The organism is Paenibacillus sp. YAE3 (genome assembly GCF_057546105.1).
This window is the reverse complement of record NZ_BAAIYF010000001.1, coordinates 561044-586606: the sequence shown is the minus strand read 5'-3', so window position 1 is coordinate 586606 and position 25563 is coordinate 561044. Positions and strand designations below refer to the sequence as shown.

General features: G+C 54.5%; 20 protein-coding genes. 13 read left to right on the top strand and 7 right to left on the bottom strand.

Features of this window, described 5'->3' with window-relative positions:
• Positions 1–119: 119 nt before the first annotated feature.
• A complete protein-coding gene (locus tag AC27KL_RS02540) occupies positions 120–839 on the top strand; it encodes a hypothetical protein (RefSeq protein WP_487168701.1) in 720 nt (239 codons plus the stop codon).
• A gap of 125 nt (positions 840–964) precedes the next feature.
• Here AC27KL_RS02540 and AC27KL_RS02535 read toward each other — a convergent pair whose 3' ends face one another.
• Together AC27KL_RS02535 and AC27KL_RS02530 are read right to left on the bottom strand one after the other, a co-directional pair.
• Positions 965–2434, bottom strand: coding sequence for a sensor histidine kinase (locus AC27KL_RS02535; protein ID WP_487168700.1), 1470 nt, complete (start codon positions 2432–2434; stop codon positions 965–967).
• Entirely contained in the window at positions 2424–3152 is a 729-nt protein-coding gene (locus AC27KL_RS02530) for a response regulator transcription factor (protein ID WP_487168699.1), read from the bottom strand. Before AC27KL_RS02530 ends, AC27KL_RS02535 begins: the two co-directional genes overlap by 11 nt.
• 164 nt (positions 3153–3316) lie before the next feature.
• Between AC27KL_RS02530 and AC27KL_RS02525 the strand changes: the two genes are divergently transcribed.
• From AC27KL_RS02525 to AC27KL_RS02515, 3 genes are all read left to right on the top strand, one after another.
• Positions 3317–5593, top strand: a complete 2277-nt coding sequence (locus tag AC27KL_RS02525) for an alpha/beta hydrolase (protein ID WP_487168698.1) — start codon at positions 3317–3319, stop codon at positions 5591–5593.
• A gap of 244 nt (positions 5594–5837) precedes the next feature.
• Positions 5838–6935 carry a threonine aldolase family protein gene (locus AC27KL_RS02520; RefSeq protein WP_487168697.1) on the top strand — a complete coding sequence of 366 codons (1098 nt, stop codon included), beginning with the start codon at positions 5838–5840 and terminating at the stop codon, positions 6933–6935.
• Between the two features lie 54 nt (positions 6936–6989).
• A complete protein-coding gene (locus AC27KL_RS02515) occupies positions 6990–7628 on the top strand; it encodes a peptide-methionine (S)-S-oxide reductase MsrA (RefSeq protein ID WP_487168696.1) in 639 nt (212 codons plus the stop codon).
• A gap of 6 nt (positions 7629–7634) precedes the next feature.
• Here AC27KL_RS02515 and pdxR read toward each other — a convergent pair whose 3' ends face one another.
• Positions 7635–9029 (bottom strand): MocR-like pyridoxine biosynthesis transcription factor PdxR, encoded by a 1395-nt coding sequence (gene pdxR, locus AC27KL_RS02510; protein ID WP_487168695.1) that lies wholly within the window; start codon positions 9027–9029, stop codon positions 7635–7637.
• 108 nt (positions 9030–9137) lie between these two features.
• Here pdxR and AC27KL_RS02505 point away from each other — a divergent pair, with 108 nt between their 5' ends.
• From AC27KL_RS02505 to AC27KL_RS02495, 3 genes are all read left to right on the top strand, one after another.
• Positions 9138–9770, top strand: a complete 633-nt coding sequence (locus tag AC27KL_RS02505; RefSeq protein ID WP_339323014.1) for a LysE family translocator — start codon at positions 9138–9140, stop codon at positions 9768–9770.
• Between the two features lie 657 nt (positions 9771–10427).
• Complete coding sequence (locus tag AC27KL_RS02500; protein WP_487168694.1) at positions 10428–11909, top strand: chitinase; 1482 nt, start codon at positions 10428–10430, stop codon at positions 11907–11909.
• Positions 11910–12419: 510 nt separating this feature from the next.
• The gene (locus tag AC27KL_RS02495) at positions 12420–16235 is read left to right on the top strand and encodes a glycosyl hydrolase family 18 protein (RefSeq protein WP_487168693.1); all 3816 of its coding nucleotides are present in this window, start codon (positions 12420–12422) and stop codon (positions 16233–16235) included.
• Positions 16236–16394: 159 nt separating this feature from the next.
• Here the strand turns inward: AC27KL_RS02495 and AC27KL_RS02490 are convergent, their stop codons facing one another.
• Positions 16395–16694 (bottom strand): MGMT family protein, encoded by a 300-nt coding sequence (locus tag AC27KL_RS02490; protein WP_487168692.1) that lies wholly within the window; start codon positions 16692–16694, stop codon positions 16395–16397.
• Positions 16695–16894: 200 nt separating this feature from the next.
• On the opposite strand from AC27KL_RS02490, the gene AC27KL_RS02485 reads away from it, so the two are divergent.
• The 3 genes from AC27KL_RS02485 to AC27KL_RS02475 all read left to right on the top strand — a co-directional run bounded on the left by AC27KL_RS02485 (position 16895) and on the right by AC27KL_RS02475 (position 20191).
• The gene (locus AC27KL_RS02485) at positions 16895–18493 is read left to right on the top strand and encodes an ATP-binding protein (RefSeq protein WP_487168691.1); all 1599 of its coding nucleotides are present in this window, start codon (positions 16895–16897) and stop codon (positions 18491–18493) included.
• A gap of 62 nt (positions 18494–18555) precedes the next feature.
• Positions 18556–19404, top strand: coding sequence for a hypothetical protein (locus AC27KL_RS02480; protein ID WP_487168690.1), 849 nt, complete (start codon positions 18556–18558; stop codon positions 19402–19404).
• A gap of 193 nt (positions 19405–19597) precedes the next feature.
• The gene (locus tag AC27KL_RS02475) at positions 19598–20191 is read left to right on the top strand and encodes a TetR/AcrR family transcriptional regulator (protein ID WP_487168689.1); all 594 of its coding nucleotides are present in this window, start codon (positions 19598–19600) and stop codon (positions 20189–20191) included.
• Positions 20192–20253: 62 nt separating this feature from the next.
• Here AC27KL_RS02475 and AC27KL_RS02470 read toward each other — a convergent pair whose 3' ends face one another.
• Together AC27KL_RS02470 and AC27KL_RS02465 are read right to left on the bottom strand one after the other, a co-directional pair.
• Positions 20254–21702, bottom strand: a complete 1449-nt coding sequence (locus tag AC27KL_RS02470; RefSeq protein WP_487168688.1) for an NAD(P)/FAD-dependent oxidoreductase — start codon at positions 21700–21702, stop codon at positions 20254–20256.
• Positions 21703–22044: 342 nt separating this feature from the next.
• Positions 22045–22854 (bottom strand): AraC family transcriptional regulator, encoded by an 810-nt coding sequence (locus AC27KL_RS02465; RefSeq protein WP_487168687.1) that lies wholly within the window; start codon positions 22852–22854, stop codon positions 22045–22047.
• 163 nt (positions 22855–23017) lie between these two features.
• On the opposite strand from AC27KL_RS02465, the gene AC27KL_RS02460 reads away from it, so the two are divergent.
• From AC27KL_RS02460 to AC27KL_RS02450, 3 genes are all read left to right on the top strand, one after another.
• The gene (locus tag AC27KL_RS02460; protein WP_487168686.1) at positions 23018–23470 is read left to right on the top strand and encodes an SRPBCC family protein; all 453 of its coding nucleotides are present in this window, start codon (positions 23018–23020) and stop codon (positions 23468–23470) included.
• Positions 23471–23799: 329 nt separating this feature from the next.
• A complete protein-coding gene (locus AC27KL_RS02455) occupies positions 23800–24228 on the top strand; it encodes a hypothetical protein (RefSeq protein WP_036715152.1) in 429 nt (142 codons plus the stop codon).
• The gene (locus tag AC27KL_RS02450; RefSeq protein WP_339323022.1) at positions 24225–24572 is read left to right on the top strand and encodes a hypothetical protein; all 348 of its coding nucleotides are present in this window, start codon (positions 24225–24227) and stop codon (positions 24570–24572) included. The genes AC27KL_RS02455 and AC27KL_RS02450 overlap by 4 nt, the downstream gene beginning before the upstream one ends.
• A 40-nt stretch (positions 24573–24612) precedes the next feature.
• Here the strand turns inward: AC27KL_RS02450 and AC27KL_RS02445 are convergent, their stop codons facing one another.
• A complete protein-coding gene (locus AC27KL_RS02445; protein WP_339323023.1) occupies positions 24613–25446 on the bottom strand; it encodes an AraC family transcriptional regulator in 834 nt (277 codons plus the stop codon).
• Between the last annotated feature and the right edge of the window lie 117 nt (positions 25447–25563).

Genomic DNA, 25563 nt, shown 5'->3' with positions numbered 1-25563 from the left:
TTCATCTTGCCCGCCGGCCGGGCTTTCGGGTGCCATCGTTTTTCCATCGATCAAGCCATGCTTTGCCATCCTTTTTAAGTACACTGGGACGTGCAAACCAATAAAAGGAGTGTTGAACCATGAAGATGCAAAACATACTTAAAAAGACGGCCTTGTCGGCCGCCATGTTGTCCGCGGTTGCCGCGCCGGCGATCACCCATGCCGACAGCGCGCCAAAGCCCGAGGCCCCGGCCGCAAAAATCCAGGCCACGGCGGCCGTGATCGGCGAAACCGGCAAGCCGCAAAACATCGTCATTTCCAGATTGACCGACCCGCTTGAGCTTGCAAAACAATACGCGCCCGAAACGGTGGAGGACTGGCGGAAAACGTTGGAGCAATTCGGAAAAACGGCGCTTCCGCTCAGCGACAAGGATATCCGCATCGACAAGCTGTCCGTGGCGGTGAAAGTCGCCGAGGCGGAAGCTGGAGCAAAATCCGGCAATGCCGAGCCGTCCGCCCCGTTTGCGAAGGCGGTTCCTGCGGTGAAAATGATCAAAGTCGCCGAAAAGGAGGCCGAGGGCGGAAAGGTTACCTTTGAAACAGTCATTCCCGCAATCCAGTTGGACGCATCGTCCAAAGATCCGAAGCCGGTTGCGGAGGATCAGGCGGAACGCGGGGCCCTTACGGTTACGATGATAGCCGCTGAAGCGAAGGAAGCGGACGCCGCTTTCCCGAAAGCATGGGCTGCGCTGGCCAAGGCTGAGGAATCCAAAGATGCGGATGCCATCCGGGCTGCGCTGTCCGCCCTGCTGCAGCAGTTCAAGCAGGCCATCGCGGAGCAGGAAGCGGCGGCGAAATAAGAATCGGGAAAATCCTCTCTTAAACAACTCCATAGATAAAACATGCTGTAACATACTCAAGGAGATCGTAAAAAACCCCTGCTTTGCCTCGATGGCAAAGCCAGGGGTTTTTGCGCCGAATGCGCCTACATTGTTGCCATCCGGGCGCAGACATTCGAAACGGCATGGCTTTGAGCGTCAGTTAACGGGCTGTCGATCTTCGGCAGCGTTAGAGCAAACCGAGTCCAGTTCCCGCCCGTATCCAGCACAAGATTGCCTCCGTGCTTCGCTGCCACGTGCTTTGCAATCGTCAGCCCCAAGCCCGTTCCGCCATCGCTTTTTCTCGCGGCGTCGCCGCGGACGAACGCGTCGAATACGCTGTCCCGCAATGCGTCCGGAATGCCGATGCCATTGTCGGACACTTCGATAAGCACTGTCTTGTGTCCGTCGAGGAGTACCAGCTGCACATGCGTTCCCGGCGGATTGTATTTCAGCGCGTTGGCGAGCAGGTTGGAGACGGCTCGGTACAGAAGCTTATCGTTAAAAGGCACGATCACCTCCCCCGGCGGAATATCGCACTCGAAGAGCAGCTGCTTCTCTTCGAACGGATCGTAGTAGTCCACCGCCATCTCGCGAAGAAATTCCGCCAGATCGAGCGCTTCCTTGACGACCGGGTAGTCCGGACTTTCCAGCTTGAAAAGCTCGAACATATCTTCAAGGAGTTCGGCCACAAGCTCCGCTTTGTGGTGGATTCGGTGGACCGTCCGAAGCTTTTTCGCCTCATCCTCGACCATGCCGAGCTGAAGGGCCTCGGCGTAGCCCTGGATCGCCGTGATCGGCGTTTTCAAATCATGCGAAATATGCATGAGCATCTGCTGCCTGCTTTCCTCCAGCAGGCGTTTATCCGACTCGGATTGTTCCAGCTTTTCGGCCATCGCGTTAAAGCTTTCCTGAATCTGCACCAGCTCAAAGTTTGCCTTAAATCGGAGCCTTTTGTGGTACCGCCCGCCTGCCACGCTGCGTATGCCCGCCGCGATGGCGCTTAACGGATTCGTCAGCCGAACAGCGGTCAACCGGCTATATACCAAAACGTTAAACCCGAACAGGATCAGGAACAGGAGTCCTGCCTCCGCCGAAGCCTTCCAGAAAATCGCCTGGTTCTCCGTTGTTTCCGCCAGAGGGGCCATCTCTATTTTTACGTTGTTTTTCGGCAGCCTGACCAAAGCGTAACGAAGTTGTCCGTCATCGTTGCGGAACGGGGCAATCGACGTATAATACGGATTTTGCTTTTCGTCGTGAAATAATCGGTTTAGTTTCTCTTCCGTGTAGGAAGAGGGTACGCCTGCTCTGCTGCCTTTTATTTCGATCACGCGCAGCCCTTCATCGAGAATCTCCACCCAACCATGGAGCGCTAAAACAGCCTCAATCGGCATATCATCCGTATGGGGCCGAACGATTTCTCCGGCTAGCAGCGGAGATGCCCCTTGCGAAGGCATCGGCTCGTTCGTACGCTCGACGAAAAAAAGCAGAACCAGCAAAACGCTGGCCCCAACCGTCAGCGAAAAGAAAATGTAGTTCCGGAGCAGCATCGCGGACAACGTCGATTTACCTCGCATGGAGCTCCTCCCGTTTAGCAAACCGGTACCCGAGTCCCCGAACCGTTTTCAGATAAAAGGGCTCGCGCGGGGATTCCTCGATCTTTTCGCGGAGCCTGCTGATCTGGACCATGATCGTATTGTCGTCGGCGATATACGGGTCTTCCCATACGTTTTCGAAAATTTGTTTTTTCGTATAGATTCGGCCCGGCCTGCCCATAAACAGCTTCAACAGCTTATATTCGATGGCGCTGAGCGCTATCGGCTCGCCCCGTTTGTACAGCATGCACGCCTCATGATCCAATACCAGCTCGCCGAACCGCGTTTCGGCCGGCTCGTCTTCAGCCGGCGCGGGAGCCGGAGCCGAATCGTTAAATTCATACGTTCTCCGCAGCTGCGCCTGAATGCGCGCCACAACCTCCAGCGGGCTGAACGGTTTCGTAATAAAATCGTCGGCGCCGAGACTGAGCCCCGCAATTTTATCCGTGTCCTCGCTTTTGGCCGACAATACGATCACCGGCAGTTTGGAATGCCGGCGTATCCATTGCAGCAGCTGGTAGCCGTCAAGGTGCGGCATCATGATATCGACCACGGCCAAATCGACCGCGGCCCGCGAGAACAGTTCCATCGCTTCGTGTCCGTCTTTGGCTTCGAGAACGTCAAAATGTTTTTCAAGAAAAAGCTTTAACATATCCGCAATATCCGGATCGTCGTCGACAAGCAAAATCGTCTTGCGCACCATCCCACCTCCCTGTACCCGTACTGTTCGAAGCCTTTCAGCCGATTTCCTGCATTGTAAGGTTATTTTAAGAAAAGGGAAAGCCGTCGGAAAGAAACTGTGCTTACAATTAGGCGATGCCAAACATTTTGGCAATCGAATTGATTAGGAAGAGAGGTCGTCATATGGCGAATACGGAGCTTGAATCCCCTAAACGGACGGTGAAAGGGTTGGCGTGGTTTGCCCAATTCATGAACCGGAACAAGCATTTTGCGCCGCTTGCCCCGGGCTGGAAAGGGGCAATGATGGCGCTGGCCGCCCTTGTTTGCCCGATTTTTTTCATGCAGGGATATTTTCTCATCGGGGAGCGTGGTTTGGGCGATTACTTGACCGGCGTCGTCTTGTTTATGCTCGCGGTCGCCCTGATCACCGGTGTGGCGGCAGGGCTGCTGCACTGGGCGAAGCGGATGCCGACACGTTATGTTTGGCTCGCGCTGGCTTCATTCTGCCTGTTGTTTGTCAGCTTCATCGGCCCGGTGCAGCTCATGTTGGCCACGGCTTTGTCGATGATTGCCGCCTTCTCCTTGTTGGGAGCGATTCTGTTTCGATGGATCACGGGAGCTTACCGCAAGGCCAAAACGATCGCGAAAGTGACGGCCGTATCCGCTGCGCTCGCCGCGCTTGCTTTCATCGCCGTCGGCGGATGCTGGCTGGCAAGCGGCGGGAACGCCGAGTTGGCAAAACCGTACAGGCTGAAAACGATGAAACCGGCGGACCGTTACCCAGCAGCGATGGAAAATCCGGCGAACCCCGGCCCTTTTGCAGTCAAAACATTGACATACGGCAGCGCAAACAGCTATCGGAAGGAATTCAACGCCAAGGATTCGCTCGTAACCCGGCAGGTGGACGGTTCGGCCTTCGTGAAAAATTGGTCTTCGATCCGAACGCATACGTTCGGGTTCGGGCCCGAGGCGATGCCTCTGAACGGGCATGTCTGGTATCCCGACGGCGCCGGGCCATTCCCCTTGGTCGTGATCGCGCATGGCAATCATTTGGCGACCGAGTATTCGGATGTCGGATACGCATATCTTGGGAAGCTGCTGGCAAGCCGCGGATTCATCGCCGTGTCCATCGACGAAAACTTCCTGAACACGTCCCCGTACGACGACTTGTTTATGCTGAATGTGCTGGAGAAGGAAAATCCGGCCCGGGGCTGGCTTATGCTGCAGCATTTGAAGGTATGGGACGGATGGAATAAAGCGAAGGGCAACCCGTTTTATGGCAAGGCGGACATGAGCCGGATCGCGTTGATCGGCCATTCCCGGGGCGGAGAGGCAGTATCGGTCGCTGCGGCTTATAACAGGCTGTCCGCCTATCCTGAGAATGCCAACATCAAGTTCAGCTACAACTTCGGTATACGTTCGGTCATATCGATTGCGGGCACGGACGGACAATACAAGCCTGCGGGGCAACCGACTGTCCTGAAAGACGTCAATTACCTGGCTTTGCAGGGCTCGCATGACATGGATGTCAGCTCATTCGACGGGGCGAGCCAGTTCAGCCGGATTCGCTACACGGGAAGCGGCGATTATTTCAAGTCGTCGGTTTACATGCACGGAGCAAATCATGGGCAATTCAACACGGTATGGGGGCGGACCGATGGCGCGGGACTCGGCAACAAGCTGTACAATATCGCGCAGCTTATCCCCCAGGAGGAACAGCTTCAGGCAGCCAAAGTGCTGATCTCCTCGTTCCTTGAAGCGACGTTGCATGAAAAGAAAGAATACAGCGCCGTCTTTCGGGATCTGGGCCATGCCCGGGAATGGCTGCCTGATACGATGTATATCAGTAATTACTGGGATTCGAAAACGGCCCTTGTCGCAAGTTTCGACGAAGACGCCGATCCCGGCACGACGACGCTGCATGGCGGACGGCTGGTTGGCGAGGGATTGAAGGAATGGAAGGAGGAGAAGGTCGAGATGAAGTTTGCTCCCGCGGAGTACGGTGCCGTAAGTCTTAGCTGGGAACGTGCGCCGGGCGCCAGACTCCCCTCCTACACAGTCGTTCTGCCTGGCGGCGAGTCCGGCATTCGGCCGAACGGCGCCATCGTCTTTTCGATGGCGGACCGGGATGACAAGAAAAAAGCTTCCGGCAAAAACTCGCTTGTCGATTTAACCATCAGGGTCGAGGACAAAAACGGCAGCCGGGCGGAATTGCCGCTGAGCAGCGCCGGCAGCCTGCTGCCGATGTTCGAAGGCAAAATCGTAAAGTGGCCGTTTGCTTCCGCTCTGCCGATCAAGGAGCCCGTGTTTCAAAACTTCGCCTTCGGGCTGGCCGATTTCAAGAAAATCAATCCGAGTTTTCAGCCGGAGCAATTGCAAAAAATCGTCTTTGCGTTCGATAAGACGGATCAAGGGGCGGTGCTGATCCGGGATATTGGTATCCGGAGCGGCTCCGAATGACGATACGCGAGTTGATTTATGCATGCGGACTTAGCCGCAAGCGAAGTTTTACGGTAAACTAGTAGATAGCTACGTATCAACCGGCATTGGGCGTCGATGCGAACGAATAGGAACCGTCGGCGGGTTGATAGATTTAGCGGAGAGAGATTGCGGGGACCAACGCCAGGCTGGCGGAGCAAGGTTATAAAAAGACATGTCGGCCGTAAAACGACGATGGTGCACGCTATACCGGGGAGATGATCGTATGAGCGGCGGTAAAACATTGATAGCAGCATTCGAGCAGGCGGCCTATCCGCTGGGCGGCCACGGGCCGCGTGATGTTCAGGTGCTCCGGCAAGCTTTTGAAGAGGTTCCGGGCTCCATGAGCAGCGATATGTACGGCAAGGGGAATGTAATCGAGGATTTTCAGGATAAAATGGCGTCCTATCTCGGCAAGGAGGCTGCGGTATTTTTTCCGAGCGGGACGATGGCCCAGCAAATCGCGCTTCGCATCTGGTGCGACGGAAAAGGGCTCAAACGCGTGGCCTACCATCCGCTTTGCCATTTGGAAATCCACGAACAGGACGGAATGAAGGAGCTGCATCATATTGAGGCGGTTCTGCTTGCGGATAAAGAACGGTTGATCACGCTGGACGACGTGCGGCAGATGGAAGGCGAGATATCCTGCCTGCTCCTGGAGCTGCCGCAGCGCGAAATCGGCGGCCAGCTGCCGCCGTACGGGGAGCTTGAGGCGATCTCCGCCTATTGCCGGGAAAAAGGAATCCGGCTGCATTTGGACGGGGCGAGATTGTTCGAGATTACCCCTTATTACAATAAATCGGCTGCGGAAATTTGCGCGCTGTTCGACAGCGTGTACGTATCCTTTTATAAAGGAATCGGCGGGATCGCGGGAGCGATTTTGGCGGGAGACGCCTCGTTTACGGAGCAATCGAAAATTTGGAAAAGGCGCCACGGCGGCGATCTGATCAGCCTGTATCCGTATATCGTCAGCTCGGAATACTATTTCGACCGGCGGATCGGCAGCATGGCTCGGTATTACGGGGAAGCCAGGGAGCTTGCGGCGCTGTTCAACGCCTGCCAAGGCGTGTCCACCCGGCCGGAAGTGCCGGTATCGAACATGTTCCATGTGCATTTCAGGCTCCCGGAGGAGAAGGTCGCCCCGATCCTGGCGAATATCGCCGAAACGACGGGCGTCGGGTTATCCTCGTGGCTGCGTGAAAAGGAAGCGGGGGCGTGCTTTTTTGAGATCAGCATCGGGGATCGGTATGCAAACGTGCCGAAGGAGAAAATCGAAGAAGCTTTCCGGTTGTTGGGAGAGCAGCTGGAAGAAGCGATGAAGTAGTCTGGTACCCACTGCAACAATATCCTTGACTGTACGGCTTGGGAGGTATGCGACTTGGACGATCATCATTACATCGAAACCGCCACGCTTGCCATGGGCTGCTTCTGGGGGCCGGAGGCGCTTTTCGGCGCCTTGCCCGGCGTAGTGAGCACCAGAACAGGTTATGCCGGGGGAACGGCGAGCGAACCGACATATCGCCATATGGGCGACCATACCGAGACCATCGAGGTAGATTTCGACCCGGCGTTTTTGGCGTACGACGACATATTGCGCGTATTCTGGAACGGCCACCGCCCGGAAAATATCAACGGTTATAAAGGAAGACAATACCAATCGATGCTGCTGTACCGGAGTCCGGAACAAAAGGACGCGATTGACCGGGTGCTGGAAGAACGGCGCGTTTCGGGCAAGGGGGAGCCGGCGACGGAAATACGCCCGTTTTCCGTTTTTTATGCAGCGGAAGAGAGGCACCAGAAATATTATTTGAAGCGGTACCCGCATGCGGTGGAACGACTGTTGACGCTGTATGGCTCCATCGCCGAGATGGACCGCTCCACGCTGGCGGCTAGGCTCAACGGCCTGGCCAAAGGTTATGCCAACCGATCCGGGGTGCTGGAGGAAATCAGCCGCTGGCCGTTGCCGGAGGAGGAACGGGAACGCATCGCGGCCTGCGTCGGAAGCATTCGCTGGTAGCCGCGTTTACAGCACTTCCCGCAGCAGCGTTTGCAGCCCCCGTTCGATTTCCTTTTCCGTTAAGCCGGCGAAACCCAGCAGGAGCTGAACGCGGCCATCGTTTTTGGGCGTTTCATAGAACATGGAGGCTTTGTACACTTTCAAGCGGCGGTCGGCCGCTTTTTTGATGAGCTCGTCTTCCGTTAGGTCCGTTTGGATCGTCAGAATGACATGCAGCCCCATGGTCGTGTCGTTGACTTGGACGAAAGGGGGAGCGTAATTCCGCACGGCTTCCCTGATCTTCGCCATCTTGCTTTTGTAGATGCTGCGCATTTTTTTGATGTGGGCTCCGAAATGACCTTCCTCCATAAAATAATGCAGCGTCCGCTGGTGGATGCCCGAAGCGCAAGGCTCGAACAGCAGCTTTTTTTTCTCATAATGCGGCAAAAGCGCGTTCGGCAAAATCAGGTACCCGATCCGAACCGACGGCAGCAGCGCTTTGGAGAAGGTTCCCACGTAAATCACCCGCTCGTTGTCGTTCAAGCTGAACATGGCCGGAATCGGCTTTTGTTTATAGCGAAATTCGCTGTCATAATCGTCTTCGATCAGATAGCCGTCTTTCTCCTCGGCCCAATTCAGGAGCGCCAGCCGATGTTGGATCGGCATAATCATCCCCAGCGGAAACTGGTGCGAAGGCGTGACGTACAACAGCCTGCTCCCGACCTGACGGAGACTTTCGAGATGCACGCCGTTCGGGCCGACGGGGACGGACTCGATCCGGTAAGACAGCTCGCGAAACACGTCTTTCGCTCCCGCGTACCCCGGCTCTTCGAAGCCGACGGAATCAAAGGTTCCGCCCAAAATCGCGCCCAGCAAATACATCAGCTGCTGCGTGCTGCTGCCGACGATGATTTGCTCGGGGGTCGCCCGGACGCCGCGGGATTGAAACAGATAGGCTGCAATGGATTGCCTGAGCAGAAGATCCCCCTGACGGTCCCCGTAAGTGTAGATGGAGGAATCTTTTAACGCGCGGTTGGACAGGAGCCGCCATTTTTCGATGGGGAAATGTTCCGGATCCACGGCCCCGAGGCGAAAATCGATCCAATCCGCCGGAGCTTCCTCCTCCGTCTGCGAGCGGACTTGTCGAAAGTCGGGCGGCAGGGCTTGGCTTAGCGGCAGCGGCTCCACGTAATAGCCCTTTTTGTTTTCGCTGCGGACATAACCTTCGGCAAGGAGCTGCTCGTAAGCAAGCTGCGTCGTGTTGCGGCTCAGGTTTAGCGAAGCGGCCAGATTCCGGATGGAAGGCAGCCGGGCGTCGGGAAGCAGCCGGCCCTGCATGATTTCGTTTTTCAAATGCCGATATACCTGGACGTACCGGGGAACCGGGCTGTCGGGGTCGATGTGGAAAATCAGCTCTTGCATGCAACGTTGCACCTCATCTGTCATTTTTGAAAAGTATAAACTATCCCTTTTTGAAATGACAATTGTCGGGTATGGTAGGTCTATACTTGAACAATGAACGAGGGGTGCATGGAACTGCTGTGGTGGAGTAGCGTCATGTTGGGCCTGTCGGTAGCGATTCCGGTTGGACCCATCACGATCGAGATGATTCGGCAAGGATTAAAAAAGGGCTTTTTCCATGGCTGGAGCGTGGGACTCGGCGGGATGACGGTGGATGTGCTTTTGATGATCCTCCTTTATTGCGGCGCATCGGCGTTTTTGACGACTCCGGTCATTCAGCAAGCGATGTGGATCGTCGGGGCGGTCTTTTTGTTTGTTGTCGGATACGGCAGCATCAAGGAAGCATCGGCTTTTCATGCCGGCGGAGAAGGAGCGGCCCCTGACAAAACCTGGTTATCTTCCTACGGGAACGGTTTTATGGTCGCCGTATCGCCGGGGAACATCGTGTTCTGGCTGAGCGTATTCGGCACGCTGCTGGCCGACAGGCTGGGAAGCACGGGGCAAGCCCATTTCTGGACCATGGCCGCGGGCGTCATTTGCGGCATTGCGATCCATGACGTGGTTTTGATGCTGCTTGTGACGCATGCGCGGAGGCTGATCGACGGGAAGTGGATGAAGCGGGTTTCGATTGGCGCCGGCCTGGCGTTGATGTATTTCGGGGGCATGTTCGTTTGGCGGTTTGTGCAGTCCCTGCAGCTGTAAGTTTGAACAAGAGGCTTCCCGCCCCAAGAGGGGAGGAGCCTTTTTGCGTTTCGCAGGGATGCCCCGCGCCATTCGCCGCCGGACCGCAGCAATCGGCTGCATGAACGAAGCGAACGCCAAGCTGCAGATGATTATGATACAATTCAACGAAATCAGATACATATTCCGGATACCGATTTTCAACTTCGGAACGGAATGGTATGATGATTATGCCAATTTTTACCTACGACATTAAAAATCCTCACGAGCCCTTGAGCTCGATCATACCGTTTTTTTGCTCCCGATGTGACATTTTTCTGCTTGCAGCAATGCTCTCCCAACGTTCTTCTACTGAATCTCAGCAACGTTTGAATCTACAGCAACGTTTCCGATCTCTCCACCACAATTGAAAACGCTAACATGTAGGAGAGACAAGCTTGGTTTTCCCGACTTTTTAACGGATTTACATTCCAGCCCGCAAACGGAATCGGCGTTTCTTCCTTCGTTTATGCAGGTCAGGCCGGGTTTTTCCGTGGTTTTGCCGTGCCGACATGGTTACTTACATCCCTTTGACATAAAGCCAGGAGTTTAAGGAAAAGGAGGTGGCCGGAGCAAATTCAGGACGGTTCGACCGGAAGCATGAGAAGCAGAAGTTAAACAAATGAAGGAGGCGTATCGATGAGAAATGCATGTTCCCCGAAAAGCAAGCTGATTCGCAAATTTTTGCCGCTGCTGCTGATGATGGTGCTCGTCGTCGGATTGGCGCCGTCCATCGCCGCAGCGGCCGACCGCGGGGCTTGGGCGCCCAATGTCGCTTATGCGGTTAATGATACGGTGACGTATAGCGGAAGCACGTACAAAGCTATCCAGCCGCATACTTCCTTGGTCGGCTGGGAACCGCCGAACGTGCCGGCGCTGTGGCAGCTTGTCGCTGGAGGCGGGGGAGGCGGCACGACGGATACCCAGGCGCCGACGATGCCGACGAACCTTGCCGTCACGGGCACGACATCCTCAAGCGTGTCCCTATCCTGGACGGCCTCGACCGATAATGTCGGCGTCACGGGCTACGATGTTTATCAGGGCACGTCGAAGGTCATGACGGTTGCAGGCACGACGGCGACGGTTACCGGCTTGTCGGCAAGCACGGCTTATACGTTCCGGGTTGCCGCCAAAGACGCCGCCGGCAACGTATCCCCGCAAAGCGCCGCGGTGACGGCAACGACGCAAAGCGGCAGCGGCGGCGGAGGAGGCGGAGGCGGTCAGCTTCCGAAGCATGTGCTTACCGGTTATTGGCATAATTTCATCAACGGATCTTCCAATTTGAAGCTGAGCGACGTGCCGGACCAATACGATATCATCGTGCTGGCTTTTGCCGATATGGACCCTTCCAAGCCCGGGGGCGTTACGTTTAACGTCGATTCTTCGCTGTCGAACGCCCTCGGCGGATATACCAAGGCCGACCTGATCAACGACATCCAGGCGAAACACGCGAAAGGCAAAAAGGTCATCATCTCCATCGGCGGGGAAAAAGGAAACGTCAATCTCGGCAGCGCATCGCCGAACATCGCCAACTTCGTCGACAGCATGTCCAACATCATCACGACGTACGGCCTTGACGGGATCGATATCGATTTGGAGAACGGCATGAACGTGGCCAACCTGACCACGGCCGTCAAGCAGCTGCAGCAGCGGTTCGGCTCCGGTTTTATTTTGACGATGGCCCCGCAGACGATCGATATGCAGAGCCCGAATACGACTTATATGCAGCTGTATAACAACTTGAAGGACATCACGACCGTCATTAACGTTCAGTATTACAATTCGGGCTGCATGCTAGGCCGGGACGGCAAATGTTATTCCCAGGGCACGGTCGATTTCCTGACGGCGCTCTCCGATCTGTCCCTCCAGTGGGTGGCCCCGTCGCAGCTCGGCATCGGGGTGCCCGCCGTTCCGGCTGCCGCGGGCGGCGGCTATGTATCCCCGTCCGTCGTCAACAATGCGCTTAACTGTCTGGCGACCGGCACGGGCTGCGGAAGCTACAAACCCGTCGCAAAATACCCCGACATCCGCGGCGCCATGACGTGGTCGATCAACTGGGATAAAACGAGCAATTACAACTTCGCGGGCACGGTGAAGCCATTCCTCGTTTCCATGCCTTAGTTCCTTTTCCGACAACCCTCGGCCGCACAGGCCGGGGGTTGCGGCATGAGGAAGATACAAATCAACGAAATAAGATACTTATCCCGAAACCGATTTTCGCGCTGGAACCGGGGTGGTATGATGAGGCTGCAACGATCTTCATTCGCGATCCGCAGAACTTCCCCGGAGAACAGCTTATACGCCGCGTAATGCTGCGCCGCCTGCCATAAGACGGCCGATCCCGTTTTTCCTTGACAAATCTTTATGGCGGCTTTGCATATTTCCTAACGGGCAATCACCATTGCCGAAGTGACTTCAACGAAAAATCTCAAAACTTTTTGCTTGCTGCAGCTTTCCCGTCGGGCCGGCCCGATAGGGAACATACCGTTTGCGATTAAGTCCGGTCCAACGGCCGGGTTTAATACTCATGCCATACGCCCCCCGTTCCGAAGCCGAAGGAGGTGGAATATGCGTTTGACGAAGGAGGGGAGAAAGGGCGCGTGGCCAAAAAAGGATAGATAGGGGTGTATTATGAAAGCGCTTCATAACAGGATGGAATGGAAGTGGTTTATTTGCTTCGTCTGCGCAGCCGTCATCGTATCTTCATTCGCTTTTGCGGGACGGGCTGCAGCCGCCTCGTCCGACGTCAAGGGCCATTGGGCGGAACAGCTTCTTGCCGGATGGCAGGATCAAGGCCTGCTTAAAGGGTATCCCGACGGCTCCATGAAGCCGGATCGGGCGCTGACCCGAATCGAGCTGATGGCCATGATCAACCGGTATTTTCATTTGACGGCCGAGAAAGCGGCCTCCTTCCCCGATTTGAAACCCGGGCAGTGGCAGTATGCGGAAGCCGCAAAAGCTTTGGAGGCGGGCTATGTCTCCGGTTACGCCGACGGTTCCGTCCGCCCGGATCAGCCGGTTACACGGGAAGAGGCGGCCGTGATGCTGTTTAAGGTTTTGAAGGCCGAAGCGGACAGCGATCCGGGCGTCCTTAAAGCGTTCAAGGATGCCGGTAACATTGCCGATTGGAGCCGACAGGCGCTCGCTTATCTGGTTCTGAAGGGCAAGCTTGGCGGATACCCCGACGGCACGATTCGCCCTCAATCGGCGCTGACCCGGGCCGAAGGGGCGGTGCTGATCAGCCGTATGCAGGTGAGCGTGCCTAAGACGCTGCAAACCTATAACAAAGCCGGCACCTACGGTCCCGCATCGGGAACCGAAACGGTTGGCGGGGATGCCGCCATATCCGCCTCCGGCATTACCCTGCAAAATATGGTCATCCGCGGGAACCTTACCCTCGAAAAGGGAGCCGGCCCCGGCACCGTAACGCTGAAAAACGTGAAGGTGGAAGGGAAATTGGTCATTTTGGCAGAGGGAGTGGAGCTGGTCATCCAGGGAAGCCGGCTGGATTCCGTCGTCGTGGACGGACAAGGCAATACGCTGCAGCTCGGCAGCGATGCGGGCATCGCCCATTTGGTGCTGAATGCGAAGGCCAAGGTTCTTGGCTCCGGCAAAATCCAAAAAGCAACCCTTAACGAAGGGGCTAAAGGTTCCTCCTTCCAAACCGCTCCGCAAAGCGTCGACGGTCCGCAGGCCGGATCTATCCAAACGGGTGTACCCGGCAGCAGCACCCCCGGCGGCAGCTCCGGAGGAAGTTCCGGCGGCTCCGGCGGGGGATCGGGCAGCGGCGGCGGAAGCGGGGGCAGCCCCGGCGGCGATTCGACCGTTCCGCAGGCGCCCGTCGTCACCGGAGTCGCCAATGGCGAGATCTATACTTCGGGCGTGCTTCCGAACTGGACCGACGCCGCGGATACGACCAGCAGCGCCACGCTGAACGGAGCGGCCTACGTCAAAGGCACCGGCATTATCGAGGCGGGTCAATACACGCTGGTCGTCACCGCCGTCCACAAGAACAGCGGCAAAAAAGCAAGCACGACGGTCGACTTCACCATGAAGCCGGAGGTTAAGCTGATCGGCTACGTGGCGGGCTGGAAGGATTGGTCATCGGCGCAGCCGGTGGACGCCGCCAAGCTGACGCACATCAATTATGCTTTTACGCATATCAAAGACAATAAAATCATTCCGATCGAAGGCCAAAACGATGACGCGAACTATGCGTACCTGCAAAGCCTGAAAGCCCAAAACCCGAACCTCAAAATTTTGAACTCGGTCGGCGGCTGGGGGGCGGACGGATTTTCGGATGCGGCCATGACCGAAACTTCGCGGAACGCCTTTGCGGACAGCATCATCGAATACGTCAAAAAATACGGCCTGGACGGCATTGACCTCGACTGGGAGTATCCGACCCAAGATGCAGGCGGGATCGTGACGGGAAGGCCTGAAGACAAAGAGAACTTTACGCTCGTGCTCAAGCTGATCCGCGAGAAGCTGAACGTGCTGGGGCTGGAGAACAACAAGTATTACGAGCTGACCATCGCGGCCGGAGCGGGCTGGGGGTATTTGAACGGCGTCGAGATCGGCAAAATCACTCCGCTGCTCGACAACATCAACGTGATGACGTATGACTTCGCCGGAGGCTGGGTGCAAAATACGGCCCATCATACGCATCTGTACGGAACGAACATCAGCACGGATTTATCCGTCGACGTTTTGCTGAAAAACGGAGTGCCTGCCCATAAGATCGTGATTGGCGGCGCTTTTTACAGCCACAAGTGGACGGACGTGACCGGCGACGGGCCGATGGTGGGACGCAGCGCCAAAGGCAGCGAAGACACGCCGTCGTACAGCGCAACGATTGCGGCCTATAACGGGGAAACCGGATTTACCCGGTACTGGGACGAAAACGCCAAGGCGCCTTACCTGTTCGACGGCAGCACGTTCCTGTCCTATGACGATCCGGAATCCTTGGCGGAAAAGGCAAAATACGTGCTGGACCGCGGACTGGCAGGAGCGATGTTCTGGGAATACAGCCAGGATACGACGGGCGTGCTGCTTACAGCTTTGGCGGACGGCTTAAAGGGCAAACCTTACGAAAAAGACACGACCTCCGTTCCGGATGCACCGGCCATTCGCCCCATTACGGAAGGCGGGGAGTATGATCCGGGCGTCGCGGCAGACTGGAACGATGCGCCCGGAACTGCTAGCGCAGCTTTCCTGAATGAAGCCGTCTACGAAAAAGGAACCCCGATCACGAAAGCCGGAAGCTACACGCTGACCGTGATTGCGGCGCATGGCAAAAGTATGAAAACCGCAAAAACAACCGTTCATTTTACAGTCAAAAGCAAAGAACAGCCGCCTGCCGGGCCGAAGCTGATCGCCTACGTGCCGGGCTGGGTCGCCTGGTCCGAGGCCAACCCGATCGATGCAGGCAAGCTGACTCATATCAATTATGCCTTCACCCATATCCGGGATAACCAAATCGTGCCGATGGCGGGATCTTTCGACGAGGAGAACTATGCTTATCTTCAGCGTTTGAGAGCGGAACATCCGCATCTTAAAATTTTGAACTCGGTCGGCGGTTGGGGAGCGGACGGTTTTTCGGACGCCGTACTGACGGAAGAGAGCCGGGAGATTTTCGCTTCCAGCATAATAGACTATATCAAACGTTACGATTTGGACGGCATCGACCTGGATTGGGAGTATCCGACCCAAAGCGCGGACGGCGTCATGAAGGCAAGGCCCGAAGACAAACAAAATTTCACGCTGATCCTCAAGCTGCTGCGGGAGAAGCTGAACCAATTGGGTGCCGAAAACGGAAGGTATTACGAGCTGACGATCGCCGCCGGGGCGGGCCCATCTTATCTTAACGGCGTCGAGATCGGGGAAGTGGCTAAATACGTGGACAATATCAACGTGATGACGTTCGATTTTGCCGGAGGCTGGAGCCCGTCCACGGAACACCATACGAATCTGTACGGCGGGAATTTTAGCGTGGATGCGTCCATTCAGCTGTATTTGAACAGCGGTATTCCGGCGAATAAGCTTGTGATCGCGGCCGCATTTTACGGGCATGTTTGGACCGACGTCGAAAACGCCGGTTCCGGCGGCCTGGGCCAACAGGCGAAAGGTTCGCCCGACACGCCGACTTATACGGACATTTTGGCCAAATACAACGCGCAAACCGGGTATACGCGCTATTGGGATGAGACTGCCCATGCACCTTATCTGTTTGACGGCAGCACCTTTATTTCCTATGACGACCCCCAGTCTATCGCGGCGAAGGCGAAATACGTTCTCGACCGCGGACTCGCAGGGGCGATGTTCTGGGAATACAGCCAAGATGCGTCGGGAAGTTTGCTGGCCGCGCTTTCGAACGGGCTCAAAGACATTCCTTATGAAACGGATGCAGCTGCGGTTCCCGTCGAGCCGGTTATAGACGAACCCTAAGCTAAATAATTCAGCAAGTCCCCCGTAAAGCAGTGTGAAATGGCATGATGGTCATGCCCGCTTTGCGGGGTTTTTTCATTGGAACGCGTTGCGGTACAGTAGGGGCAGGTTGAAGCTTTATAGTTTCATGACGTACATAAAGTCGCTTCAGGCATTCTTTTATACTCCATATACAGACAAATCGATCCGGCCGCCGATCCCGACTTCGACCCCTTCGTCTTCCAGCAGGGCCTGCTGCAAAAAGCGGGACTCGTCGTCGCGCAAGGCGATCTCGCCTTTGGCATTGACCACCCTGTGCCACGGAAGATCGTATTTGGCGCTCATGGAATGCAATATTCGGACGACCTGCCGGGCGGCGCGCGGACTGCCCGCAGCGGCGGCGACGCCGCCGTAAGTCATGACTTTGCCCGGCGGTATGGATTGGATCTGCTCGATCACGGCCTTTGTAAATGGCTGCATCGTTCCTCCTTTGTAGCCGGACTCCGGCCCGTCTTCCAAAAATATAACATGCTTATGACAACATCAAAAAACCTCTAGTGAAGGATTCATTTTGAATGGTATGATATAGGGGTGGGCAAATAATTCTTACTATAATAAATGATCCGCTTCCAAACGATCCAATCACTAGGTAAAGTATATAACAAAATGAGGTGTGCTGCATGGGCGAGCCCTTATATCAATTGAATGATGCACACGCCATCGAGGTGTCCAAACAATATTGCATACATACGGGACTTGATCCGAGTGAGCCTCCGAGGTTCAATCAGAGATACAGTCCAGCGGAGCTGGCCGCCAAGCTGGTAAAGTACAAGGAGTACATCGAAGTCATTCATTTTTTCATAGGCAAATTTTTATCTTCCATTTCAGGCAGTCCCATCACGATCACCGTAACGGACGATCAGGGATATGTGCTGGAGTTTGCCGGGGATGAGACGATTATTAAAACGGTTAAACAATTAGGGATCGAGGAAGGCGTCCGGTTCAGCAAAGATGCGGGCACCAATTCCATTGATCTGTGCCTGACCCATGGCCGGCCGTTTCAGCTGCTGGGACAGGATCATTACCATACCATATTGCACAAGCTGGCTTGTTACTCCACGGGATTCCGCAGCGAAGACGGCCGCATTGTCGGGACGATCTCGCTGATGACGGAACTCGGGTTCGCCCATCCGCATTTACTCGCGCTTCTCTGCACGATGGCCGATTCCGTGGAGCGCGAGCTTTTGCTGCGAAGGCAAAACACCCAGCTGCAAATGCTGAACCAGTTTTTGCTGGATACGAATTTTTACGGTGTCGTCATTACGAACCATCTGGGCCATATCCTTGAAATGAATGAACGCTGCCGCTCGATGCTGCTTTTGGACGGGCAAACCGATTATGCAGGGACGTCGGTATTTAACATCGATTTGATCAGCCCATATTTTCAAAGAGCGATCAGGCGTCATGAGGAAACCATCGGGGTAGAGCTGAGCCTGGCGGTAAAGGACGACGAACACCGTTACATGCTGGACGTGCTTCCGGTGTACGACACGGACCGGACGATCATCCGTGTGGTCGGCAGCATCCGCGACATCACCGAAATGAAGAAAACGGAGGAAATCCTCCGCAATACCGAAAAACTTGTATTCGCCGGTCAGATCGCGGTGGGCATCGCCCATGAAATCCGCAACCCGCTGACCACGGTCAAAGGCATGCTGCAGCTCCTCGGCAAGGACAACTGCCTGCGCCATTATAACCTGATCATGTCGGAGCTGGAGCGGATGAACATGATCGTGAGCGAATTTTTGATTCTGGGCAAACCTCAAGCGGTGCTGTTCCGGAAGGATCGTTGCTTCCCGGTTCTTCAGGAAGTGCTCAACCTGTTTGAAATTCAGGCCGCTTTGAACTGCATCACGGTCGACTGCGTCGTTCACGCCGATCATCCCATCCGCTGCGACCGAAATCAGATCAAGCAGGTATTCATGAACATCGTAAAAAATGCGATCGAGGCTCTGCCTCACGCTGGGAAAATACATATACTTCTTGAAACCCGCGAGGGATACCAACGGATACGTTTCGCCGACAACGGCGTCGGCATGAGTGAAGAGATGCTGCAGCGGATCGGCGAGCCCTTCCATACCACCAAATCGGAAGGCAACGGCCTGGGCATGATGATCGTCAAAAAAATTATCGATGCCCACCATGGACGGATGGACATTGTCAGCGAAGCGGGGAAAGGGACGATCGTGGATATTTACTTGCCGCTGAGCGAGGACTAATGCAGAAAGTCGAATAGGGGCTTCCCACGGGCAACCCAGCCCTTTAAAACAGGAGGAAGAACATGCGTATGGAAAACGGACTGAAAAGCAATTTCGGAAAATACGCCGTCCCCAAAGCGCTGCAAGTTCTGGCCGAAATCGATCAAGGCTTAAAGGCGAAGGGCGGCAATTTGTATGACGGGTTGTCTTTTTATCTCGTGCATGAGGAGAATTTCCGTTACTTTAACACGCCATGCGATGTCGTGGTGTTCGGAAACATCGGCGCGGACGGAATCCATTACGGGCTGTTGACGGATTTCGGAACGGCGGCGGTGCTGGATGAAGCGCCTGTTGTTTGCGTCTCGCCCATGAGTTTTGATCATCCGGTTCACATCGTCGCCGAGAACCTGGAGCATTTTTTGAGCTTGAACATGAACGATTCGGGGCTTTTTTACAATCATTTTCGTTCCGAGGAGGACTATGCCCGGTTTTTGGGGGAACAGGATGATTCGCCTTATCGTCCAAGCGAGGAGGAAGAGGAGCGGGCTGAGCACATTCGGCAGCAGGTTCGGGATCGGCTTCATCTTCCGCGGATCGATCACCCCTACCGATATGTCCGGGAGCTGCAGGCAAAGCGGGACCGCGATGCCTGGATTCGTGTTCGAGGCGGGCTGCATGTGCTTCGGCCCCCGGGACAGCATGCCTCGTTTTCAGGGAAACGGTTTCACGTCGATCCTGAGGGAAGGTTCGAGACTGAGGAAATTTTCCGTTTTCTGGACGATGCCGAACCTCCGGCCGTGATGGCGCTCGTGCGGGATTTGCAGCTGCATGCGCTGAACGGCATGACGGACTTGCAACACAGGCTGTGGCATGCGCTGACCGACATCGGCCTTCATGACGAAGCAGAACGGTTGCGGATCAGCATGGAATGAAGGCGTATCTGGAACTTTACGGCCGCTTACGATGCTCAGGGGGGAAAGGCAGGATGAAACGGATACCGCAACTTTCGCTATACATACGGTAGAAACGGGTTGACGAGCATAATAAAATGCTGTATTTTTATCCTTGACTGACTTGATCAATCTAAAATTATTGCCTATGAAGCTGTAAGGGGGCGGGTGCGGCGTGGCACCATTAAATGAGGAACAACTGATTCAGATTCGGGATGAGCGCCGGGAACAGATTTTGGCAGCTGCCTTAAGGGTTTTTTCCAGACGGGGCGTTGTCGGGACCAAAATGAGCATGATCGTGAAGGAAGCAGGCATCAGCCATGGCCTGGTGTACCATTATTTTAAATCCAAGGAAGAGCTTTTTGTTACGCTTGTCAAAGGCGCCATCGATGGTGCGCAGGAAGCCCTTTCGTTCTTCACATCGCTCCCGGGAACCGCTTACGATAAAATCAGAAGATTTGTTGAAGAAATGATAGACGAGAAAGGGGCCCCGTACTTTCGATTGATTTATCAGGCGAGAACGTCCGACGGCGTGCCCGAAGAGGCAAAACGGCTGTTGGATCAATACACGTTGGATGATTACATCGAAGTTTTGAAACCCTTGTTCGAAGAAGGACAAAGAGACGGGACGATTGCACCGGGGGACCCGGGGGAATTAATTGCCGGTTTCCTAACGGTACTGACCGGCGTTACGGTGGTGGGATCGGTGGATGAACGCCAGTTTCGTATGCCGAATATCGAAATGTTGATGAAGATGATCAGCAAATAAAGCACCTATCGCCGTTTTGTGGCGGCAGGTGCTTTATTTTTAAAAGCGTCTATCGGTGTCTCTTATTGCGGTACGATCTGATCCAGCACCTCTTCAAGCGGCAGACGATGCTGCTCCAATAGTTCGTCGAGTATTGCTTTTCCTTCGTCCGATGCTTCGAGCACCGTTCGGATCATTTGCGGATTGAACAGCTCGCCGAGCGGTACGGCTAACGTGTTGATACCCCAATACATGCCGTAAAGCTGAAAGTTCTGGTTAGCCGTCCCCTCTTTAAGGAGTAAATCCATCACCTTCCGGCAGAAATCAATCCCTTCGAGCGGCTCCGCCCCGGCTTCGTATTCGACGCCTTCCCATTGCAAATCCGCTGCGCAGTTCAACCACCAGGCAGGCGTAATGGCTTCGCGCTGCATCCGTTTAAGCACCCGCTGCTCAAACTGCGGCTTCGGATCGCCAAGCTGCTCCCGCAAGGAGGATTGCAATATTTCCGCTTCGATGGCCGCGACCGTCATCCCCTGACCGAAAATCGGATCGTAGATGCAGTAAGCATCGCCGAGGACGAGCAGGCCGGCAGGCCAATTCTCAATCTTTTCATAATGGCGGCGGTACAATTCCGCTACGCGAAAGCCCCGTGGCTTGCCGACAGGCTCCAAGCCCCGGACGATTTCGGCGATCAGGGGAGACGGCAGCCCGGCCGCCGTTTGTTCGAACGCCTCCGCATCCGTAGGAGGAAACTGCCCCCCGGGACGGTACAGCAGCAGTTCGGCGACTTGATTTTCGATGAATGAGAAGACGCCCGTAAAAGTGTTGTTCTCCGGTTGGCCCATAATGTTGACGACGTCCCATTCTTCGGCCAGGTGACGCTTAGCGGGCGGCAATGTATAGCGGCGGGTGCTGTACCCGATCGACGCCTTCATCAAATCGGGCTTTGGCAATTCGTATCCCATGCCCTCCAGCCATTGCGGCAGCCGGGAGGTTCGGCCGCCGGCATCGACGACCAGGTCGGCCATCCGTACGCTTTCCGTTCCGGCAGTTTTCCTTTCCCGGATTCGAACCCCGGTAATGGCCGAGAGGTCTGGAGCCGCAATAAGCTCTAGCACGTCGTATCCTTGGAGAAACCTTACGTTCGGATTGGCGCTCACGCGACCGCGAATAACCCATTCAAGCGTAGCGCGGCTAAATTTAATATCATTCCGCATATAAGGACCGCTAACGACTCCATACTGATTCATAATATGCGCCGTTTTACTGAACGAGGAAGGCGAACCTAGCGCGGTCAACTCTTCTTCATAGCCTGGGAACAGGCTTTCCGTAATCATTTTGCCGCGATTCGTGAACCGGTGAGGATGGAAGCCGTGAGGTACGCCGGCCCGGTCGGTTGGCTGCGCCGGAAAATGATCTTTATCAATGATAAGCACCTCTGCGTAATAATCCGCCAATACTCGGGCAGTCATCAAACCCGCCATGCCGCCACCGATGACGATTGCCTTTTCCATGCCTGCACTGTTTACCATAAATGATCGCTCCTTTTTTGATTGATTAAATCAGTCAATAATTGAACGTACATATTCTTATGATTTTGGGATTAGATTCGTTGTTCATTGTTTTAGATTGACTAAATCAGTCAACAAAAGAATAAACTATGAATCGCCTTATGTCAACCAATTAATGTCATTTGAATATGGCTGATATCTTCCGGGAAATCGAAAAGGGATGGTTCAGAAGAAATCATCGAAAAATCGGCAAGTGATGTATCCGCGGTGGCTAAGGGAGCTATCAAAATACGATTTTTCGATTTTGGGAAAAAGGACACAGGGGCCCGCAGGCGCTCTGAAGCCCCGTGTTCAAACCCAACGTTACTGTTCCTGCAACCACCTCCGGTATTCCTCCGGCGTGCAGCCGACGACCGCTTTAAAGTCTTTAATGAAATGGGGCTGGTCATGGTATCCAAGCTCCGCGGCGAGCCGGGACAAATCAACGGGAAGGCTTCGGTCCATCGCTTCGGCGGCGTTTTGCAGGCGATAAAGGCGGATGACCCATTTCGGACTGATGCCGACGTATTGGTCGAACAGCCGCTGCAGCTTGCGGATATGAATCTGAAAATGTTCGCATACCTGGTCTACCTTGGAAATTTCCCGTTCGTCCGCGATAAAGTCGATGATGCGGTTGATCCGCAGCACCTCGTCGTCCAGCGGAGGAAGTTTGGGCAGCAGCAGCTTTTCCATGGCACGGACCATATCCTGGTCGTAGTCCATGGATAGGATCGTTTTTTCGAGTTCGGTTCCGTCCGCGCCCAAAATGCCGCGTACCCCAAGCGGCTGATCCAGCAGGTTGGACACGGGCCGCCGCAGGAAAGGGTAAAAACCGCCGGGCTTGAATTTGATGCCAAAAACAACGCCCTTTCCGTGGATCGGGTAAGAAAATTTGCCGGGAGACGGGGCATAAATAAGCGTCTTACCGGGCTCGACGACCAGATTGACGCAGGGATTCGGGACGACATGCTGCATGTACGGCTCCTCGTCCCGGCAATCCCAGCGGATGATCCAGTAATGTTTAACGAAAAAGCCCAGCGCTTCCGAAGCGGCGTGGCGGGACAACGCAAACCTTTTTTCGCCGCCCTGCGGGTTCAGAATTCCCATGCTTGGTTTGATTGCACCGGAAGACATGTCGATCAGCTCCTGAAAATATTTATGGAACAGGCGTTCTTGTCGCGTTTTTACAATACGTGGCATTCTATCAAAGGTATCATGAGTTTAGCATACAATTTCCGTTTGGGGAATTTTGCGGCAAATGAATAAACGAATACGAATTCCAAGGGAGCGTGAACGCATGAACAGCCTGAAATATGAATTTTATATCGGAGCCGAGCCGGAAAAGGTGTGGGATCTGCTCGTGGCGCCGGAAGGAACGAAAAAAACGTTTTTTAACTGCGTGCTTCAGTCCAGCTTTAAAGCCGGGGAGCCTTTTGCTTACGTCGGACCGGGCAATGACGGCGATGAAACGGTGCACGTGTACGGGGATATTTTGGCGTATGAGCCGAACCAAACGTTGAGTTATCTTGAGCATCCGGGGCCGTCTTATCATGCCAATCATGAGGAGCTGACTTCGCGTGTGACCTTTACGCTGGACACGGTGGGCAAATGCACGAAGTTAACGCTCGTGAACGATCAGTGGTCGGACAACCATCCCGCTTTTCAAAACGCCGAAGGCCATTGGTGGATGATTCTGAGCAACATCAAAACGGTGGCCGAAACGGGAAATACGCTTGATTTTGGCTGGTAAAAGGGAATAGCGAATCGGACAAGGGCGGCTGCGGATGGCAGCCGCTTTTTTTTTTATCTATAAACATGTCCCGCTTCCGGTGATATTTTGCATTTTTATGCATAGCAACCAGGCCCTTGATCATATAAGGTGTAGAGAAAGCTCTAAGGATTTTAGTAAAATAATCCAAAAAATGGGTACAAACCTAGAAAACTTGCAAGTTGAAGCAAAACCGTGCATAAAATAGCAGAACTAAGGACGCCTTCTGATATGTCAGCCAATTTTCACATCTCGTTATCACAAATCAGCTTCTCATTACATATTAGAATGGTATATGGGGGAATCCAATCATGCATTGGACTGATTTCGCGGTGATCATAGCGTCAGGTTCATTCGGCGGTCTTTTGTCAAGTTTGTATATCCACGACGGATCCCTTATACTGCCCAAAATCATCGAACTGGAACTCAGCGACGGATCCAGAAGGAAAAATTATCATATCGGCTTTCTTTCGGATATCATTTTGGGGGCTGGCGCAGGCTTGATTTCGGCACTTCCGCTTGGACTCGAGTTCCCGAAATATATTTACGTGGCGATGATCGCCGGCTTCGGCGGCGGCAGCTTTATCGCGAAACAAGCCAAGCTGACGGCCGAAGAAAAAATATCCTCCCAGGATAAGCTGCCGACGATCATTGCGTCCAGCGCTCCTGATACGGACGGTTCCGATGAAATGACGTTTGAACTTGCTATCCCAGACCGTAAAGGAGAGAAGTTGACATGACCCTTGGTAAGATCACGTTAACGAACGACGAAATCAACGAGTACAACAGGCTGAAGAAAAAAATCAGGGATGCCAGAACAAGGCTGGAAGTCTCGTTGTACACGAAGCAGGCAGAGCAAATCCTTGAGAGAGGGCGTCTTCGTTACGTCAGCAAGCTCGAGCAGAATAAGCCGCAAATCAAAGGCATCCAGGAAAAAAGCAAACCTCAGGTAAAAAACCAACCCCAAGAAAAGAAAGCGAAGCTTTCGGCGTACATGGCGGCAAATCAGAGTTATGCCCTTCCGCAAAGCATCAAACGTACCGCGTTTATGGGGAAATTGGCGAAATCGAATTCGGGCCGGTAAGGCTCTTTTTATTTTGAAAAATGAACCGGGGAAGTCCGCGTTACAGCCGCGTTTCCCGGTACTGCCGCGGGGAGGCGCCGGTGACCTTCTTGAACATTTTGGAAAACAAAAACGGATCGATATACCCGACGGAACGCGAGACGTCGCTGACGGAAAGCTCGGGATTGCGCAGCAGGACTGCGGCCCGCTTCATCCGGTATTCCAGCAAAAAAGCCTGAAGTGACACGCCGTACTGTTCCTTGAATAATCCGGACAGATACGTGCGGTCGAGGCCGACCGAACGGGCGATGTCAAGCACGGACATTTTTTGGCTGTAGCTGCTTTCTATATATTCAATTGCCTTTCGGATATAGCCTTCACGCGAATGCCGCGGCTTCTGCTCGTCGGTCGGCTCGGGAGAGCAGCGGATCAGATCGGCAAGGACCCGGTAGAGAATGCTATGGCCGACGACATCGCTGCCCCGTTCGCCTTCCGCTGCCTTTAGGTCATGATAGAAGCTGCCGAGACTGTTTTCGGAAAGCTCGGTAAACACCGGATGCCCGGCGTGAATTTGCGCACGCTGCAGCAGCGATTTCGCGTTCAGTCCGGCGAACCCGATCCAAGAGTACGTCCAGGGGTCCGCTTCGTCTGCGCTGTAATGGACAAGCATTTCCGGGAAAATGACGAAACCCTGCCCCGCCTCCAGCTCATATGCCTTCTCGGTTGTGCGGAAGACGCCGCAGCCGCTGTGGACGTAATGCAAAATATACGAATCGCGGAGCCCCGGACCCCATGTATGCCCAGGCAAACATTCCTCAAAGCCAAAAAAAAGCAGATTTAGATCCATTTGTCCCTGGATCGCGGGTACGGTAAGGTATTCGTCAACGCGGGCCATAAAACGGCATCCCCTCCTTTTTCATAAGGAACTTACTCTATATTATAACAGGTGAATCGTCATATTTCCCTATTGTAAACGGATACGAAAATGGGATTATGACATGTTTTGCTTTGT

Excerpts from the sequence above, each read along its gene's own strand:
- AC27KL_RS02455 (WP_036715152.1), top strand. The coding sequence starts at position 23,800 with ATGCATTGGACTGATTTCGCGGTGATCATAGCGTCAGGTTCATTCGGC.
- AC27KL_RS02465 (WP_487168687.1), bottom strand. The coding sequence starts at position 22,854 with ATGTCTTCCGGTGCAATCAAACCAAGCATGGGAATTCTGAACCCGCAG.
- pdxR (WP_487168695.1), bottom strand. The coding sequence starts at position 9,029 with ATGCAAGAGCTGATTTTCCACATCGACCCCGACAGCCCGGTTCCCCGG.
- AC27KL_RS02520 (WP_487168697.1), top strand. The coding sequence starts at position 5,838 with ATGAGCGGCGGTAAAACATTGATAGCAGCATTCGAGCAGGCGGCCTAT.
- AC27KL_RS02450 (WP_339323022.1), top strand. The coding sequence starts at position 24,225 with ATGACCCTTGGTAAGATCACGTTAACGAACGACGAAATCAACGAGTAC.
- AC27KL_RS02535 (WP_487168700.1), bottom strand. The coding sequence starts at position 2,434 with ATGCGAGGTAAATCGACGTTGTCCGCGATGCTGCTCCGGAACTACATT.
- AC27KL_RS02460 (WP_487168686.1), top strand. The coding sequence starts at position 23,018 with ATGAACAGCCTGAAATATGAATTTTATATCGGAGCCGAGCCGGAAAAG.
- AC27KL_RS02525 (WP_487168698.1), top strand. The coding sequence starts at position 3,317 with ATGGCGAATACGGAGCTTGAATCCCCTAAACGGACGGTGAAAGGGTTG.
- AC27KL_RS02470 (WP_487168688.1), bottom strand. The coding sequence starts at position 21,702 with ATGGTAAACAGTGCAGGCATGGAAAAGGCAATCGTCATCGGTGGCGGC.
- AC27KL_RS02495 (WP_487168693.1), top strand. The coding sequence starts at position 12,420 with ATGAAAGCGCTTCATAACAGGATGGAATGGAAGTGGTTTATTTGCTTC.
- AC27KL_RS02500 (WP_487168694.1), top strand. The coding sequence starts at position 10,428 with ATGAGAAATGCATGTTCCCCGAAAAGCAAGCTGATTCGCAAATTTTTG.
- AC27KL_RS02485 (WP_487168691.1), top strand. The coding sequence starts at position 16,895 with ATGGGCGAGCCCTTATATCAATTGAATGATGCACACGCCATCGAGGTG.
- AC27KL_RS02480 (WP_487168690.1), top strand. The coding sequence starts at position 18,556 with ATGCGTATGGAAAACGGACTGAAAAGCAATTTCGGAAAATACGCCGTC.
- AC27KL_RS02445 (WP_339323023.1), bottom strand. The coding sequence starts at position 25,446 with ATGGCCCGCGTTGACGAATACCTTACCGTACCCGCGATCCAGGGACAA.
- AC27KL_RS02540 (WP_487168701.1), top strand. The coding sequence starts at position 120 with ATGAAGATGCAAAACATACTTAAAAAGACGGCCTTGTCGGCCGCCATG.
- AC27KL_RS02505 (WP_339323014.1), top strand. The coding sequence starts at position 9,138 with ATGGAACTGCTGTGGTGGAGTAGCGTCATGTTGGGCCTGTCGGTAGCG.
- AC27KL_RS02490 (WP_487168692.1), bottom strand. The coding sequence starts at position 16,694 with ATGCAGCCATTTACAAAGGCCGTGATCGAGCAGATCCAATCCATACCG.